Source organism: Pseudoalteromonas sp. BSi20429, assembly GCF_000238895.1.
GTDB lineage: Bacteria > Pseudomonadota > Gammaproteobacteria > Enterobacterales > Alteromonadaceae > Pseudoalteromonas > Pseudoalteromonas arctica.
On record NZ_BADV01000075.1, the window covers coordinates 91,319 to 107,946 of the forward strand.

The 16,628-nt window shown below is 39.2% G+C and carries 14 protein-coding genes; 2 read left to right on the forward strand and 12 right to left on the reverse strand.

The window, feature by feature from the left end; genetic code table 11:
• The first annotated feature begins 563 nt into the window (after positions 1–563).
• Both P20429_RS05195 and P20429_RS05190 read left to right on the forward strand, forming a co-directional pair.
• The gene (locus P20429_RS05195) at positions 564–1,337 is read left to right on the forward strand and encodes an SHOCT domain-containing protein (protein ID WP_007585227.1); all 774 of its coding nucleotides are present in this window, start codon (positions 564–566) and stop codon (positions 1,335–1,337) included.
• A 69-nt stretch (positions 1,338–1,406) separates the two neighbouring features.
• Positions 1,407–2,576: a putative zinc-binding metallopeptidase gene (locus P20429_RS05190; RefSeq protein ID WP_007585229.1), complete on the forward strand. Its 1,170-nt coding sequence runs from the start codon at positions 1,407–1,409 to the stop codon at positions 2,574–2,576.
• Positions 2,577–2,719: 143 nt separating this feature from the next.
• Here P20429_RS05190 and P20429_RS05185 read toward each other — a convergent pair whose 3' ends face one another.
• The 12 genes from P20429_RS05185 to P20429_RS05130 form a co-directional block, all read right to left on the reverse strand.
• Positions 2,720–4,039: a hypothetical protein gene (locus tag P20429_RS05185; protein WP_007585234.1), complete on the reverse strand. Its 1,320-nt coding sequence runs from the start codon at positions 4,037–4,039 to the stop codon at positions 2,720–2,722.
• Between the two features lie 127 nt (positions 4,040–4,166).
• Positions 4,167–4,625, reverse strand: a complete 459-nt coding sequence (gene moaE, locus P20429_RS05180) for a molybdopterin synthase catalytic subunit MoaE (RefSeq protein WP_007585235.1) — start codon at positions 4,623–4,625, stop codon at positions 4,167–4,169.
• The gene (locus P20429_RS05175) at positions 4,625–4,924 is read right to left on the reverse strand and encodes a MoaD/ThiS family protein (RefSeq protein ID WP_007585236.1); all 300 of its coding nucleotides are present in this window, start codon (positions 4,922–4,924) and stop codon (positions 4,625–4,627) included. The genes moaE and P20429_RS05175 overlap by 1 nt, the downstream gene beginning before the upstream one ends.
• Entirely contained in the window at positions 4,902–5,372 is a 471-nt protein-coding gene (gene moaC / locus P20429_RS05170) for a cyclic pyranopterin monophosphate synthase MoaC (protein WP_007585237.1), read from the reverse strand. Before moaC ends, P20429_RS05175 begins: the two co-directional genes overlap by 23 nt.
• 1 nt (position 5,373) lies before the next feature.
• Positions 5,374–5,913 (reverse strand): molybdenum cofactor biosynthesis protein B, encoded by a 540-nt coding sequence (moaB, locus tag P20429_RS05165; RefSeq protein ID WP_007585240.1) that lies wholly within the window; start codon positions 5,911–5,913, stop codon positions 5,374–5,376.
• Complete coding sequence (locus P20429_RS05160) at positions 5,910–6,620, reverse strand: molybdenum cofactor guanylyltransferase (RefSeq protein WP_007585244.1); 711 nt, start codon at positions 6,618–6,620, stop codon at positions 5,910–5,912. The genes moaB and P20429_RS05160 overlap by 4 nt, the downstream gene beginning before the upstream one ends.
• A gap of 1 nt (position 6,621) precedes the next feature.
• Positions 6,622–7,593 carry a GTP 3',8-cyclase MoaA gene (moaA, locus tag P20429_RS05155; protein WP_007585246.1) on the reverse strand — a complete coding sequence of 324 codons (972 nt, stop codon included), beginning with the start codon at positions 7,591–7,593 and terminating at the stop codon, positions 6,622–6,624.
• Positions 7,594–7,609: 16 nt separating this feature from the next.
• On the reverse strand, positions 7,610–10,306 hold the full coding sequence (locus P20429_RS05150) for a nitrate reductase (protein ID WP_007585248.1): 2,697 nt from the start codon (positions 10,304–10,306) through the stop codon (positions 7,610–7,612).
• Positions 10,307–10,332: 26 nt separating this feature from the next.
• Positions 10,333–11,856: an FAD-dependent oxidoreductase gene (locus P20429_RS05145; protein WP_007585254.1), complete on the reverse strand. Its 1,524-nt coding sequence runs from the start codon at positions 11,854–11,856 to the stop codon at positions 10,333–10,335.
• Positions 11,857–12,083: 227 nt separating this feature from the next.
• On the reverse strand, positions 12,084–13,277 hold the full coding sequence (locus P20429_RS05140; protein ID WP_007585256.1) for an alginate export family protein: 1,194 nt from the start codon (positions 13,275–13,277) through the stop codon (positions 12,084–12,086).
• Positions 13,278–13,286: 9 nt separating this feature from the next.
• Positions 13,287–15,044, reverse strand: coding sequence for a bifunctional protein-serine/threonine kinase/phosphatase (locus P20429_RS05135; RefSeq protein ID WP_007585258.1), 1,758 nt, complete (start codon positions 15,042–15,044; stop codon positions 13,287–13,289).
• 13 nt (positions 15,045–15,057) lie between these two features.
• Positions 15,058–16,527, reverse strand: a complete 1,470-nt coding sequence (locus P20429_RS05130; protein ID WP_007585259.1) for a NarK family nitrate/nitrite MFS transporter — start codon at positions 16,525–16,527, stop codon at positions 15,058–15,060.
• Between the last annotated feature and the right edge of the window lie 101 nt (positions 16,528–16,628).

The following is a 16,628-nucleotide window of genomic DNA, read 5'->3' on the forward strand; positions in this document are numbered from 1 at the left end:
AATAGTAAACTTAGTGTAATTTAAACCATCAATTTTAGATTTTTTAATGGTGCAGAAAATGCACCAAAATAGTGCTTTGAAATAACTTACAATTAAAGCTAATTAATTTAAAATATTGAAATAAAACAAATAAAGTTAATTTTTTAAAAGACTTACTCCGTTATTTATAACGCTAAACGGTTATAATTAAAAGTATTTATTTAGAGTTTAAAAATCATTAAAAATAATCATTAAATAGTAAGAAATAGTTCACAATAAAGCTGCTGTTAAAGTAAGTAACGGTGCTATACTAGATCGATTTTTAACCGCTTACGTTACAGTAAAACTAACAATCTCGATGACATAAAACAAGCAACTTTTAATACATAGATGCTTACTTTAAAGATTAGTTTTGCAGTGGTGTGTTTTAATTTCAAACAAAACAGAACACGTCCAATTTGAAAAACCAGCACACCTCACTAACCTGTTAATTTTTCATTATCATCAATGCTAAAGGTAATGCAGCCCTGGCGTATTTTCAGATTTTTTAAATCAACCCAATCTACCTAATAGGATATTTTCTTATGCAAAAGCTAACAGATGTCGGTGAAAACTTAGTTAATGGTATAGCATCTCGTTATAACCTCAGTCACGATGCAGTAATTCACATGTTAGTTAGCGTTAATAACGGCGGTTGCTCAATGGCACAGTTTAATTGCCCAGAACTTGGTGGTTCTGGTCAATGGATGCGTGGCGGAATGACAATGGTTGGCGACATGTTTAACAACGGTTTAAAATCAACCGTTGATAACTTGTGCAACGAACTTGCTAATATATTGAGCAATAACCAAATATTTCCGGTTATTCCTGCAGGAACGCCTGGCAGCAATCAATGGTGGCCAGGTAATCTAGGCAGCCCATTTAGCAGTGGTGCGCAAAATAATATTCGCTACGCTATATTCCCTAATCGCTTAGCCGTTGAATTAAATGGACAAGTGAGCGTATACGACACGTTAGATCATAATATTGGTGGTGTAAGCCAACAGCAAGGCAATAATACCTCTCTTACATTTAACAGTCAGTGGGGGACAATTAATGTAAATACCCTGCCATTAATTTCAGGGCAAACGCCAACGCCTCCAGAACCTCAAAAAGATTTTACGCAGCAAGTAACGCAGCCGAATTTTGCATCGTTAACACCAAACCAAGTTGAAGCACCGGCTAATAATACTGTGGGGCAATACTCGGTAGACGAAACACTTCAAATTATTGAAAAGTTAGCACAACTTCGCGACTCAAATGCGTTGAGTGATGATGAATTTAATATTAAAAAGTCTGAACTTTTAAAAAGGATTTAACCACTATCCTCCAATAGCATAGCGCTAAGTAAAAGTGGTTTATACGGTCTCTTTTTTATTCGGTAACATATGAAAACATTTAAATGTAATTGCACAGATCAACTTATTTTATTTTTTGAAAGCAGCCATTGTTTGGCTTGCGGTAGAACCGTGGGTATTGATGATGAGTTCGACCAAGTTGAACCCTATGAAATTGATGAGCAATCGGGGTTATTTTACAAAGCAGAAGCGCCTGAAGTTTTTTATAAAAAATGTGATAACAACGCTCAGTATCACGTATGCAATGGTATGGTTAATTTAGACACATTTATACCTGTTGCCGATAAAGACGAAGTGCTGTGTTTTTCGTGCCGCTTTAATGAAACTGTGCCCGATTTAAGTATTATTGAACATATTCCATTATGGAAAAAAATGGAGACAGCAAAACGTCGCGCTTTGTATACATTAAAATCATTATCACTCCCTTTAAATACAACGATTCAAGAACCTGAAAGCGGATTAAGCTTCGATTTTATAGCAGACCGTAACGTAAGCGATCACTTTGTAAGCCCTATTATAGGTCAGGACGTTGTATTTACAGGGCACGATTGCGGGCATATCACTATAAACCTAGCCGAGGCAGACGACGTAGCACGCTCACAAGCTAAAATAGCAATGGGCGAGCGTTATCGTACTTTACTTGGTCATTTTCGCCATGAACTTGGTCATTATTATTTTGATCAACTAATTGCAAATTCACCAAAAAAACATACTTTATGTAAGCAATATTTTGGTGATGACGAATTAGATTACCAGCAAGCGCTCGATACTCACTACAAGCAAGGTGCGCCAGCTAACTGGCATGAAACCTTTATTAGTGAATACGCTACTATGCACCCTTATGAAGACTGGGCAGAAACATGGGCGCATTACATGCATATTATCGATACGCTAGAAACAGCCAAAAACTTTTCAATTACAGGCTCAACAACAGGTAATGAGTTTGAATTAGATGAAGCAGACGAGCTTCGATTGCCACAAAGTGCTTATTACTTTAATTCACAAACATCGATTGATGCTATTTTAGATACTTGGATGGAATTTTCGATTATTCTAAATTCACTAAATCGCAGCATGGGACTTGCCGATGCCTACCCATTTGTACTAACTCAAGCGGTGCGAACTAAGTTATCTTTCATCCATCATGCCATTCATAACAGGCTAAATTTAATGCCTGATTTGAGCATTGGAAAAGTGTAATAAAATAAGCTCAGTCCAAAAAACATTTTAATAAAGAGCCATTTATTCTTGCTATGACTTTTCATGCATAGGTAGGTGGCTTTTTTATGATGAGAAAAAAGCCGTAAAAATAGTATATCCCCTACTTTCTCGCTGAAGCTTTGTTAGCTTGTCACAGCGAGGTTATTCTTAAGTCGACTTATGATTTTTTCTTGGTAAATACTAACTGTAGAAAACTTTTGTATTGAAACAAATAAGTCAGTTAGTTTTTCGTTTGATATATCAGAGATATTAATCCCTTTGTATATAATAGGTGCATTATTTTGTCTGGTTAGATTATTCGACAGTAAAATATTCAATTTTACTGTACGTGCTAACTCTTCTTGATATAGAAAAAATTCTCTTAAATGTGTGCTAACAATATTGGCTGGTTTTGATCTGTCGATCATTAAAATTTCGTCAATTAGTCGATTTAACCTGCTGCGAGACTCTATTGCTTCGTCGAGAATATCTAACCAATTCAGCTTTGTATTTGATAGTAAAGATAAAAAATATACCGTACGTGCTTTATTGTAATTAATAAAACCAGGCCACATAACATCTTCGCTAGATACTTTAAGTGCTTTATCGAACTGCTCAGCGGCAGATTTAAGATACATACTTACTTCTTCAAGTATTGATGGCTCTATGGTATTAATATTTTTTTGAGCCAGCTCTAAACCATCAATCGACAAAATATCTACAGAGTTCATATTTAGCGACTCTCGTAATAAATGCATGCCTTTTTTGTTGTAATACAAACCTAGGTAATTATGGTAAATGGTTTTTGTCACTGGATTACGAAGAATTGGACCTCTCACATGAAGTAAGTCTGCATGAATATTAAAATTATCATCAGCTACAAAACTTTGGTAAGAAACAACAGCTTTAAATAGCTTTATTGTTTCAGTTATTTGAATTGAATTACCTTTACTCACCGAGTGCAATATTTCACAGCGCCTATCAACTTCTGACAAAATTGTATCCATACGCTTTTTATAAAGTACTTTGTTAGTTTCTGATGCATTAAAAACAGCTGGAAATAAAACAATTAGGTCGATTATATATTGCAGGGTATCGGCAAAAAGAACGGCGGTTTCTGACTCTTTTTTTAATTTATGCTCAATAGAGTCAAAAATTTCTTTCTCTAATGTATTTTCATCTTGGGACTTAAACTGATTAATTAACTCTGGAAGTGAGGTTACGTAATTTTCATTATCTAAAATGTTACCTTCCATTTTGCTAATATTATTTACACTATCAATTGATGTATATGTTCTAACAGTAATAAATAAAGCTAATACGGCTATACAAAAGCTTACTGTTGATATGGTAAAGCTTAGTAAATCTTTACCTTCTTTTAAATCATATACCCATACAGCAAGAAAAGCTGAAAGTAGAACAAGTAATAATATTGTAAAATATAACATTTTTGATGTGCGCATATGTCTTCCAAACTTGGGTCGAGCTAACAATCTAATATTGCTGATTTATAACACGAAAAACGCAGACTTCACACGCAAACTGAGAGCTATATAACCTCTGTAGAGCACAAGTAATGAAATATCTGCATCACTTTTCCCATTTACCCAGCGCTTGTTTGTCGCTTTGTTTAAACTCAACCCAATTTGATGAGTCTTTAAAGTGCTCTTTCTTCCAAAACGTGGCGTGGTTTTTTAAATAATCCATTATAAATTGTGCGCCTTCGAACGCGGCTTGGCGATGGCGGCAAGTTACGCCTACAAATACAATTTGCTCGCCAAGTGCTAAGTAACCAACGCGGTGAATAATGCATATTCTCGCTAGTTGCCAGCGAGTTTGTGCTTGCTCTGCAATAGATTGAAGGAGTTGCTCGGTCATACCAGGGTAGTGTTCAAGCTCAAGTGCAGTAACGTTATCGCCACTGCTGAACTCTCTTACCAAACCTGTAAAGGTGACAACGGCGCCATCGCTTTTATTATTACTACAAAGCGTATTGTGCTCGTCACCTACATTAAAATCATCGGTTTGTACTTGAATATGTATGCTCATTAGCCACCTGTAACCGGCGGAAAAAAGGCAAGCTCATCCCCTGCTTTCACTATTTCGTCGCTTGATGACATAGTTTGATTAAGCGCTGCAAGTAGCTCACGCTCCTCCAGCCACGGTTGCCAATGCGGGTATTGGCTAACTAATCTTAATTTAAGCTCTGAAATAGTAAGCGGCTGCGTAATCTCAAGGCTTAATTTACTGCACTTTAACCGCTCTTTTAGTTGCCCAAAAAACAACAACTCTACTTTTTGGGCGCTAGATATTGCATCGTTTGGATTAATCTCGCTGCCAACTGCCATTTTTGCCCCCAGCTTTTTGAGTAACGCGCATGCCGCTAATTTCCATTAGTGGGTCGGCTGCTTTACACATATCAAACAAAGTAAGGCTAGCCACAGATACCGCTGTTAACGCTTCCATTTCTACGCCAGTTTTACCGGCAAGTTTGCAGTAGCTGGTTATTTTAATTTGGCTGTTTGCTTCATCAAGTTCAAAATCAACAGCTACTTTAGTAAGTGCAAGCGGATGACAAAGCGGGATTAAATCAGCGCACTTTTTAGCGCCTTGAATACCCGCAATACGTGCCACGCCTAACACATCGCCCTTTTTGTTTTGATTAAGCATTACTTGTTCAAAGGCAAGCTTGCTCATGCTAATAAAGGCTTCAGCTGAGGCATCGCGCAGGGTTACGTCTTTGAGCGATACATCAACCATATTAGCTTGGCCGTTTTCGTCTACGTGGCTTAGCATACTATTGCTCACGCGATTCACACTTTTTACCAATGGTAATGTGCGGTACAAAGTTACACGGTTTATGCATTGAGTTAAGTTGATCTTTTATAATGCCTGTCCACGCTGTTTTACATGCGCCTGTAGAGCCTGGCATACAAAAAATAACGGTGTTGTTAGCAAGTCCTGCAAGTGCACGAGATTGAATAGTTGAGTTACCAATTTCACCGTACGATATATGTCTAAATAGCTCACCAAAGCCGTCTACGCTTTTATCAAACAGCGGCGCAAATGCCTCAGGTGTTGAATCACGTTCGGTAAATCCTGTACCACCAGTCACTAAAATAGCGTGAATGGTGTCGTCGGCTATCCACTGCGATGCAATAGCGCGCATTTGGTAAACATCATCTTTTACAATTTCTTTATCCGCTAAGTGATGACCCGCCTCAGTTAGCGCTTTAATTAAGTAATGACCAGAAGTATCGGTAATCGCATCGCGCGTGTCGCTTACTGTAAGTACGGCAATGTTTAAAGGTATTTGTGTATCGCTTGTGTGGCTCATAATGTTCTTCTCAATTGGTTAATGCTTAGGTCAAAATGCTCATTTACAGCTTTAAATTGCGCCGGTGTATTGGTGTTTATTAATGCATGCGCTTTATTACATAAAAGCGTTTGCACACCAATGCTTTGGGTAAACTGTTTTATTGATTTATGACTGTTTGCGTTTGTGAGTATGTGTTTTAAATGATTTTTTACACTGCTTGTATTACGAATATACAGCGGTAGCGGTTCATTTTCAAAGTGCCAAGCATGTATTTGTGACTGATTTAATTGATTGCTCACACTTTGTACGTTATTTGACTGAGAAGCCAGCACTATTGTGCTTAACAAACTACTTGTGAGTAGTGGCATATCTACCGCAGTAATAAGTAAATCGTGCTCGGTGGCTATTAATGTTGAGTAAATTCCGCCAAGGGGTCCACTATTTGGGTATATATCTTTAACGTACTTTTCTGAGGGATAATCGCTCGGCGAATAATGGCTCGATGACTTGACTGGATTTGTAACGTTGCGGCTTATTAGTATATTTTTAGCGCCTGCCTCTTTTAATAAATCACACGCATTGTGCAATAGCGTTTTATTTTTTAAAACTAAATCGGCTTTGTCTGTGCCCATTCTTGATGACTTACCACCAGCAAGTACAACGCCTGTAAAATCTCGCTTAACTTTTATATTAGCTTTTATATGAGTATTCACATCAGCTCCCATATTAGCCGCCTAACATGGCTAAGTGAGTTGTCGCACCTGTTAGACGCTTATCTAGCTCATGGCTTATTTCTTTATTGCCCATAGCAGCTTGAATTGCCTTTACGGTCGCTGCAGTATCGTCCTCGTTTAGCAGTTCGCGTAAATCTATACCTTGTTCGGCAAACAAGCATAAGTGTAATTTACCCAGCGCCGACACCCTTAAGCGATTACAACTTTTACAAAAGTCTTTACTGTACGGCATTATTAAACCAATACGACCATCGTAATCAGGATGACAAAATTCCTCAGCGGGTCCATTTAATTTCCCTCTAACGACTTGTAACCAGCCTTGGTCGAGTAATTGGGCTTTAACCGTTTGCCCACTTAAGTGGTTTTCTTCAAAAAAGGTTGCGCCGTCACCGGTTTCCATTAATTCTATAAAGCGCACTGTAACTTTGTGGTGTTTTACCCACGCTAAAAAATCCTTTAATTGGTTTTTATTAAACTGCTTGGCAAGCACTGCATTTATTTTTATGTCTTTTATGCCCAGCTCTACCGCGCGCTCAATCCCTTTTAAAATAAGGTTAAGTTTGTCGTGCCCTGTTATGAGTTTAAACATACTCGGATTTAAACTATCAATACTGACATTAAGCGCATCAAGCCCTGCTTCAGCAAATTCATCAATCTTCTTTAATAAATTAAATCCGTTGGTAGTAATGGCTACTTTTTCTATGCCGCGCGTGTTTTTACAGAGTTTTATAATATCGGTTACGTCGTTTCGTAAGCATGGTTCGCCACCTGTAATACGCACTTTTTTAGTACCTAGTTCTGCAAACGCATTTACCAACGTGCTAATTTCATTTTTATTTAAAAAATTACGCGGCGTATCGCACTGATACCCGTTTGGTAAACAATAACTACAACTAAAATTACATACATCGGTTATTGAGAGACGCAAATAGTTAAACTGCCGACCAAATTGATCATTAAGCATATGCTTCCTTTTTTCTTTACATTACAACCGCAACATCAATGCTGCTAGAACCTGCTTTGTAATGTTGTTTTATTAATTGGCTTAATTGTGTTTTACACGAACCGCAATTCGTTCCACATTTAAGTTCAGACCCCAATTGCTCGACTGTGTTTGCACCGTTTTTAATGGCGTTTATAATTGGCTGCTCTCTTACTTTAAAGCAGCTACAAACTTGTGCACCTTGGGTAAATTCTTCATCGGGAGTTGCATAAAGCAAAGACTGTAACTGTGTAAAAGTCAGTAATGGCTCTGCAAATAAATGGTTTATCCACTCAAGTGATATTTCTTTTTGCTCGTTAGAAATAACACCAACAAACGCTAATTGATCGTTTTGGATACACTGCACATGCATGGCTTTTGCCGTATTCATAGCCGACCACTGCCCTTGTAAACCGATTAAGGTTTGGCAGTAATACAGTAAATCACTTTGTGGTTCATTAAGCGCCAATTGGTAATTAAAGCAATTACTTGCATTAACTTTGAGCCAAAAATCGCTGTCTATAACAAGTTCATTTTTAGCAAACAGCTGCATATATTGCACAAAGGGTGCTTTAACTATATTAACAGCGCCGTGTTTGCACTCAGCCTGACCAGATATCGGATCAACTACCGATTGATACAGCCCACTTACTGTAGCGGATGATGCAAATTGCTTGTTCCAATGAATAGGCATAAAGCATTCACCTTTTCGCACGGCATCGGTTACTTTTGCATGCGCGGTAACCTGCCCTGTTTGGGCAATTGCACTTATTAAATCGTTTTGTTTAATTGCTAATTTATTGGCATCAAGCGGATTAATTTCAATGTACGGGCGTGTAATATGCGATGAAAGCGCAGTGCTTTTACCGGTGCGACTCATGGTATGCCATTGGTCGCGTATACGCCCTGAGTTCATTACAAACGGATAATCGCTTGATGTTTTTTGCACCGGTAATTGCGGCGTTATAGGTATAAAGCGCGCTTTTTTATCAGCGGTGCTAAATTGGTTATTTGTAAAAACCTGACCATTTTTATAAGGCTGATTTTTAACAACAGGCCACATAATGGGTTTTAAATTATCATACTGATTTTGTGTGAGCCCAACTAAACCAGAGAGATTTAATAATCGGCTGCCGTTATTTTCAAAGTCGGTTAATTGTGCCCATTCTTCAAAAATGCCACTTGGGTCTGTAAAGTCAAACCCTTCAAAGCCCATTTTTTTAGCAACACTGCACATAATTTGCCAATCGTTTTTAGCTCCCGAATAAGGCGCTACTAACGGGCGCTGCCTTGATATTCTGCGCTCTGAGTTAGTTACTGTGCCGTTTTTTTCACCCCATCCGGTTGATGGAAAAGCAACATCGGAAAATTTTAACGTATCACTTTTTGCAATACAGTCGGATACAACCACCAGCTCGCAGGTCTCTAATGCCTTTTTAATAGCGGCGTTATTGGGCAAGCTCACCATTGGGTTTGTTGCCATTATCCACACTGCTTTTATTTTGCCTGCGGCTATTTCATCAAACATATCGATGGCATTGCTGCCTGCTTTTTTAGCGATCGTTGGCGAGAGCCAAAAACGTTGTACAAGTGATTGATGCGCTTCGTTTTCAATATCTAAATGTGCCGCTAACTGATTAGCCAAACCACCTACTTCGCGCCCGCCCATCGCATTGGGTTGCCCAGTAATCGAAAACGGACCACTGCCTGGCTTAAGTAATTTACCTGAGGCTAAATGCGCATTAATAATAGCGTTGCATTTATCTACACCCGAGCTTGACTGATTTATACCCATTGAATAAAAGCTAATCGCACTTGGGCTTTTAGCAAATAGCGCATAAAACTCAGTTACTTGCTCAATTGCTATATCGCAAAAGTCGCTAACGGCCTCACAGCTCCACTTTTGTGCCTCTTGCAATGCGCTTTCAAAGCCGTTTGTGTGCTGAGCAATAAATTGCGTGTCGAGGTGGTTATACTCATTTAAATAATTAAGTAAGCCGTTATAAAGTGCGGCGTCACTGCCTGGTTTTATATTTAAAAATGTGTCGGCAAGCTCAGCTGTGTCGGTTTTACGCGGATCAATAACCACTAGTTTCATATTGGGGTTAAGCTGCTTTGCACGCTCCATTCGCTGATACAAAACCGGATGAGTCCACGCTGCATTAGAGCCAATTAAAATAAGTAACTCAGTTTGCTCTAAATCCTCGTAGGTACACGGCACTACGTCTTCACCAAAAGCGCGTTTATAACCTGCCACAGCAGACGACATACACAGGCGCGAATTTGTATCAATATTGCCTGAGCCTATGTAGCCTTTCATTAATTTATTCGCGATGTAGTAATCTTCAGTAAGTAACTGCCCCGATACATAAAAAGCCACCGCATCAGGTCCGTGCTTTTGTATTATGTCGTTAAATTTCTTGGCAACATGGTCGGTGGCTTCATCCCACGTAACAGCTTGATTATTAATAAGAGGCGACGTTAAGCGATTATCACTGCCTGTGGTGTCGAGCAAATGCGTGCCTTTTACACATAAACGACCAAAGTTTGCGGGGTGCTCACGCATGCCTTCAAGCTTGGTTGGCACATTATTAAAAAGTGAAATATCAACCCCACACCCTACACCACAGTAAGCACATGTTGTTTGTTTTAAACTCGTTTTATTTATAGTTGGTGACGTATTTGCGGTTGCCATACTGCTCTCTTTTAATGTGCTTTAATTTATGCGGGCTGTTTTACAGGCTCATTAAGCGTAACTACGTTAACAGTGTTACTTGCTTTAGCGAGTGCGCTGCTTATTACGTTTTGAACGAGTTTTTCACAACCTCCACAGCCTGTACTGGCTTTGGTGCTTTGCTGCACACTTGCCAAATCTATGCAGCCGTTAGCGACTGTTTGTTCAATGGTGTGTTTAGTTACTTTATGACAAGCGCAAATAATAGCGTCATCAGGCAAGTCGTCGGCGCTTAGCTCTGCTATTTCGCCAGCAAGGGGCATAATGAGCGCTTCGGGCGCAGTGGTAAGTTCAATGTCGTTTAAATGATATTGTAGTAAATTATCGTAATCGCTGGTATCGCCAACAAGTACTGCGCCAATCAGCTTATTACTTTGTGAATTAGTGACTACTTTTTTATAAATGCCATTGGGTTGATCTTCAAAATAATAGCTTATTGCACCTTCACTGCGTGCATGTGCATCGCCAATAGAGCCTACTTCAACACCCATTAATTTAAGCTTTGTGCTCATATCGGCACCGCTAAATTCATCGGCTTTATTGTCTAAGCCAGTACTTTGCAAAGTACCTTGCTGGGTCTGTTGTAAAATATGCCCAACTGCTATTTTAGCCATAGCGTAACCGGGTGCCACTAAGCCAAAAATAAAATTATTCCACAGTGCACATTCGCCAATAGCGTATATGTTTTTGTCGCTCGTTTGGCAGTGGTTATTAATTACAATACCGCCGCGCTCACCTAACTCTAAATTAAACTCGCGGGCTAAATTATCATAAGGGCGAATACCCGCCGAAAATACAATCATGTCGGTTTCAAGGGTTTTACCACCTTTAAAACACATTTTGTAACGGCAACTTTCACCTTCTACTATTTCCTCAGTTGCTACCGATGTATGCACAGTAACGCCTAAATCTGTAATTTTGTTTTTTAGTAACCGACCGCCCCCCGCATCAACTTGTACGCCCATAAGTTGCGGTGCAAATTCTATTACGTGAGTCTGTAAACCCAATTGCTTTAATGCGTTTGCAGCCTCAAGACCCAGTAAACCGCCACCAATTACCACGCCTACTTTACTACCGTGGGCTGAGTTTTTTATTGCGTGTAAATCGTTAATGGTCCGATAAACAAGGCAATGCTCACGATCTTTACCCGGTATAGGAGGTACAAATGGAAATGAACCTGTAGCAAGCACAAGCTTGTCGTATTCAAACGACTCCCCTTTAGCGGTCGTTACAGTTTGCGCATCACGATTTATGTCAACCACTTTAGAATGAGTATGAAAGCGTACTTGCCAATCGTCATAGGTTTTATTGCATGTAAGTGCGAGGTCGTCTGCGGTTTTACCTTTAAAAAAAGACGATAATTGCACGCGGTCATACGCTAAACGGTCTTCACCGCTTAATACCGTAATTTCAAATTGCTCATCAGCTTGATTTTGAGAAACCAGCTGCTGCACAAAATGGTGCCCCACCATTCCGTTTCCTACTACTACAACACGCTGCTTACTTAGCATTTACTCACCTTAAAATGATATCTACTTTAGTAATTGACTAAAATTGAAATCGAATGATTTGTTATAGGATTGTTATAGCAATATGTAAGCCAAATATATAAGCATTTAAAATCAGTAAGTTGCCTACATTGGTGCAGAAGTAAAAAGCATAAAGCCCCACAAGATGGTGCAATTGCACCATCTTGTGTCGCTATAAATTACAAGAGGATATTAGAAGATAAAGAGGATTAAAATTTAGCGCTCATCCATACCCACAATTTTTGAGTATCGACTTTATTAGCAGCGGTATCGCCCGCTGAGTAATCAGCATATTTAACACCCACTGCGTATTGTTTATTAATAGGTTTAACGTATTGTACGTTTAGTTCAGTACCTAAATCGTCAACCCCATTTGATTGCTCATTAGCATCAAAACTGTGATAAGCCACCAGCCATTTTCCGTCAAACGCTTTACCATTTAAGCTTATGTAAGTGTCGTCCAAGCCTTGAGTGGGTGTATTTAAAAACGTATCTGCCCAACCATTAAATTTATGTAACGTGGCAAGTGGTGTTGCAAACCCGTAATCGCCATTGTCAGAGCCTAGTGACTCTATGCCGACTTTTAATGTTACTGTTTTTATACCCAAACCATTTAAATCAACAGCGCCTTCAAGTGCATAGTAATCGGCATCAAAATCACTCACGCTTGTTGACGCAGACTGCGTTGCATACTCCGCTTTGTAATAAAATTTTATGTCGTTTAGGGTTTTATTACCGTTAAAAGAGACGCCATAAGTGTCTAAACTGTCGTCTTGTAGTGCATCGTCACTTAATAAGTAACTGTATAAAACCACTTTACCGTAGTCTGTTTTAAAGCTTGCATTAATAAGATGATCGGACGATTTAATGTCTTTATCGTCAGCAAATATGCGGTTACGCTTATTTAAATAACTGTATTGTAAATCTATGTTATTAAATGCGTAATTAATGGTTGCTGCATCAAAGGTTTGTCTATCTTGGCGCCAACCTACGTGCCCAACAAAACGCTGCCCATCAAGGGCTATTACTTGGCGCCCTACTTTTAGCGATAAACCATCGCGGGTATATTTAACAAAACCTTGGTCAATTTCAGTGTTTTCTGGGTCTGCAATAACAGAATAATTAGTATTTTTCCCCACCGTATTGTTGTAATCATCTACGCCCAATAGGCTGCGAATGTCTTCTACTTCAATAAGGGCTGAAAAACCATTAACCTCATCTGTTTGATGCGTTAAGCGGGTTCTAAGTGTTAAGCCACTTGCATCTTTTAGAGCATTGTTTTGATCAACGCTTTCAAAACGCAGTCTAAAATCAAGATCAGTTTGCGAAGCTTGGCTTATTGAAGGCGCAGTGAAGCAACCCAGTATAAAAATAATAGGTAAGTTGTTCTTATAGTTAAGCATTTTGGTTCTCTAAGTTTTAATTATTAATACACATACCAAAGCAATAAATAAACACAGCGAAATACATTTCCACACCATAACTGGATCGCGTTTCATTATTGAACTTTTATTAGCGGTACTTTCTAAATAAGGATTAGGTTTGTTGATATCGTTTATAAACTCAGAAAAAGCTTGGTATCTGAGCTCTGGTTTAGGGGCAAGCGCTTTCATAAGGGCTTGATCTAACCAAAACGGAATATCGGCTCTGTATTTACGAATACTTGTGTAGTGCCAATGGCTGTAATCTTTTGGCGCTACGTGGTTAAGTGGCAGTGGTTTGTAAGGTAATTTTGAGCACAATAACTCGTATGCAATAACGCCAAGTGAAAACAAATCACTTTTAAAATCGGCGTGCATAGTAATCAGTGTTTCGGGTGCGGTGTAATCGGCTGTGCCTTGCGGGCAATCATCCGCAATTTGTTTAACCGACTCGTCCATAGCTGCAACACTTACTGTGCCGTAATCTATTAGCGTTACTTTTCCGTGCGCATCTATCATTACATTATCGAGTTTTAAATCGCGATGTACCATATCGAGTCGTTGAAACGCCCTTAGTGCATGTACTATTTGTTCAATAATACTGCGTACTTGAGTTATTTCTGGGTGCGGCACGTCGTGCTTCCAATCACTGAGTGTTTGCCCGTCCATGTACTCACAAATATGATACAAAAAACGACTTTGCGATTGCGTACTCAGTACTTTCATCACGTTTAAATGGTTTATACGTTGCCCTACCCAACCTTCTCTTATAAAGCCTTGAAGGTAGTGCACATCGTCTTCAAAATTAACCGAAGGTGCTTTTAAAACCACTGGCGGTATATCGGGCGCTTGTTGCACTAAATAAATATGCGAGCGACTACTGGCATGCAATTTACGAATAACCGTGTAGTCATCAATTTTTTGTCCAACATTAAGCGCAGGTGGAATTTTTCGTCGTGTTAGCGAATGATAAAGCTCATCTAACTTTTGCTCGGCAATATTTTCTACTTTTACAAGCAAACAACTTACGTTGTCGTCACTACCTCGCGCTAATGCAAGTTCGGTAATTGCTTTAGCTGCATTTTCTAAATTAGTGTGATCTAAATTAACGTGTTCATTAATTAATTTAGCTATATCGCTGTTTGGGAGCACATCGTGTACGCCATCACAGGTTAATATATAAATATCGTCTGCTTTTAGGTCAACTTCGTAAACATCTATTTCTTGATGAAGTTGTGCGCCAAGTGCACGCGTTAGCGTATCGTTTACTTTGTGATCCCGTGTTATTGCCTCTATTTTATTTTCTCGCAAGCAAGTAATACGCGTATCACCTAAGTGAAATATATAACCCGTTGCCGACTTTAAAATAAGTGCTGTAAAAGTCGTCATCCAATCGGCTTGGCGCTGACCAAGGTGATTGTAATTAACTGATTGCGAATAAAGCCACTGATTTAAACTTGCTAACACCTTCGACACTGACTTTTTAACCGCCCAACTTTCGGGGGTATTTAAATACTCATTTATAAAATGAGTAACCGAAAGTTGAGACGCTTGTTTCGCATTTTTTGCTGATGAACACCCATCGGCTAAGCAGGCTATAACGCCTTTAGACTCTTTTTCTTGCGCTTTGGTATTAAGAGCAGCAAACGCATCTTGGTTTTCTGCTTTTAACCCTTTAGCGCTGTGGCCGCCAAATGAAACGTTGAGTTCATTTTTTAACGCTTTAGCGTGGTGTGTTTCATCAAACATAGTCAATAATGCCTTAAGTCACTGAAATAAGTTCAACGGTGCCGTCTTCATTTACTTCGGTAATGTGTCCGTCTGGTTCTTTCATAAAAAACAGTGCGCCTAAGCCAAGTAATGCACTACCCGCAATAATGAAAAAGAAGGTTTGATAATCAACAAGTGATAATGCCGTTAAGTACACTACTGCACCAACATTACCGTAAGCACCTGTCATTCCAGCTATTTGCCCAGTTAAACGACGCTTAATTAGTGGTACTGCGGCAAATACAGCGCCTTCACCAGCTTGCACAAAGAACGAACATGCCATAGCTGCAACAACTGCAAGCCATAAAGGCCACGATGCATCAACTAAGCCCATTACAAAATAACCAACAGCAAGACCCATCGTAAGTACAATAAGTGTTATACGACGACCTAATTTATCTGAAATCCAACCGCCACCAGGGCGAGATGCTAAGTTCATAAATGCGTAAGCAGAGGCTAAAATACCCGCGTACACCATATCAAGCGCAAACACATCCATAAAAAACAGCGGTAACATAGAGACAACCGCAAGCTCAGAACCAAAAGTTGTAAAATATAAAATATTTAAAACAGCCACTTGCTTAAACTCATAACGATGCGACTCGGGTACAGGCTCTTTAAAAATATGACCATTTACGTCAAAGGTTTTATACACTTCGTAAATATAAAGTAGGACTAAAAAAGCATACACAGCAAGTACAAAATTAGCCGAAATTAGGTTAGCACCGGTTGGCGAAAGCTTCCAAGTAAGTAATGCTAATGCGCCGTACATAGGAATTTTCATAATAAGCAGTAATACAAAGTCGCCTTTACTGGTAACTTCCATTGCGCCTACTTTTTTAGGTTTAAAGTATGTACCGCCTTTTGGCGTATCGGTTACATTTAAGTACCAAATAACACCAAATATAACGCTTAATACACCGGTTAAACCTACTGCATAACGCCAGCCATCTTCGCCGCCAAACATTAGTGCAATAATTGGCAATAACATAGCCGCTGCTGCTGAACCAAAGTTACCCCAACCGCCATAAATACCTTCCGCTATACCCAACTCATTAGCAGGAAACCATTCACTCACCATTCGAATGCCCACAACAAAGCCAGCACCAATAAAGCCTAAAGCAAAACGCGCTATTGCGGCTTGCTCAAATGTGGTTGCCATAGCAAACATAAAACATGGAATACTACAGCTAATAAGTAGTGCCGCATAAACAATACGGGGACCAAATTTATCGGTTAGCATACCCACCACAACACGCGCTGGAATAGTTAACGCTACATTTAAAATTAGTAATGTTTTAACTTGTGCCATGGTGATCCCAAGTGAACCCGCTATGGCACCTAATAAAGGAGCATGGTTAAACCATACAAAAAATGACACAAAAAAGACCATCCAACTTAGATGCAATACTTTCATTTTTCCGCTAAACGATATTAGGTTAAACCCTGAACTCGGTTGCATGTTTATTTTCCTCGTAAACGTATTATTGTTTTATTAATGCCCCACCCTTTTATATGAGTAGCAGCCCAATGTTTGTTAAATTTAAGTTAACCCGATATAGC

Bases quoted from the DNA above. Each gene is read 5' to 3' on its own strand.
- P20429_RS05130 (WP_007585259.1), bottom strand. From the start codon at position 16,527: ATGCAACCGAGTTCAGGGTTTAACCTAATATCGTTTAGCGGAAAAATG.
- moaE (WP_007585235.1), bottom strand. From the start codon at position 4,625: ATGAGCATACATATTCAAGTACAAACCGATGATTTTAATGTAGGTGAC.
- P20429_RS05150 (WP_007585248.1), bottom strand. From the start codon at position 10,306: ATGGCAACCGCAAATACGTCACCAACTATAAATAAAACGAGTTTAAAA.
- P20429_RS05185 (WP_007585234.1), bottom strand. From the start codon at position 4,039: ATGCGCACATCAAAAATGTTATATTTTACAATATTATTACTTGTTCTA.
- moaB (WP_007585240.1), bottom strand. From the start codon at position 5,913: ATGAGCCACACAAGCGATACACAAATACCTTTAAACATTGCCGTACTT.
- P20429_RS05175 (WP_007585236.1), bottom strand. From the start codon at position 4,924: ATGGCAGTTGGCAGCGAGATTAATCCAAACGATGCAATATCTAGCGCC.
- P20429_RS05195 (WP_007585227.1), top strand. From the start codon at position 564: ATGCAAAAGCTAACAGATGTCGGTGAAAACTTAGTTAATGGTATAGCA.
- P20429_RS05190 (WP_007585229.1), top strand. From the start codon at position 1,407: ATGAAAACATTTAAATGTAATTGCACAGATCAACTTATTTTATTTTTT.
- P20429_RS05145 (WP_007585254.1), bottom strand. From the start codon at position 11,856: ATGCTAAGTAAGCAGCGTGTTGTAGTAGTAGGAAACGGAATGGTGGGG.
- P20429_RS05160 (WP_007585244.1), bottom strand. From the start codon at position 6,620: ATGGGAGCTGATGTGAATACTCATATAAAAGCTAATATAAAAGTTAAG.
- P20429_RS05140 (WP_007585256.1), bottom strand. From the start codon at position 13,277: ATGCTTAACTATAAGAACAACTTACCTATTATTTTTATACTGGGTTGC.
- P20429_RS05135 (WP_007585258.1), bottom strand. From the start codon at position 15,044: ATGTTTGATGAAACACACCACGCTAAAGCGTTAAAAAATGAACTCAAC.
- moaA (WP_007585246.1), bottom strand. From the start codon at position 7,593: ATGCTTAATGATCAATTTGGTCGGCAGTTTAACTATTTGCGTCTCTCA.
- moaC (WP_007585237.1), bottom strand. From the start codon at position 5,372: ATGCTAAGCCACGTAGACGAAAACGGCCAAGCTAATATGGTTGATGTA.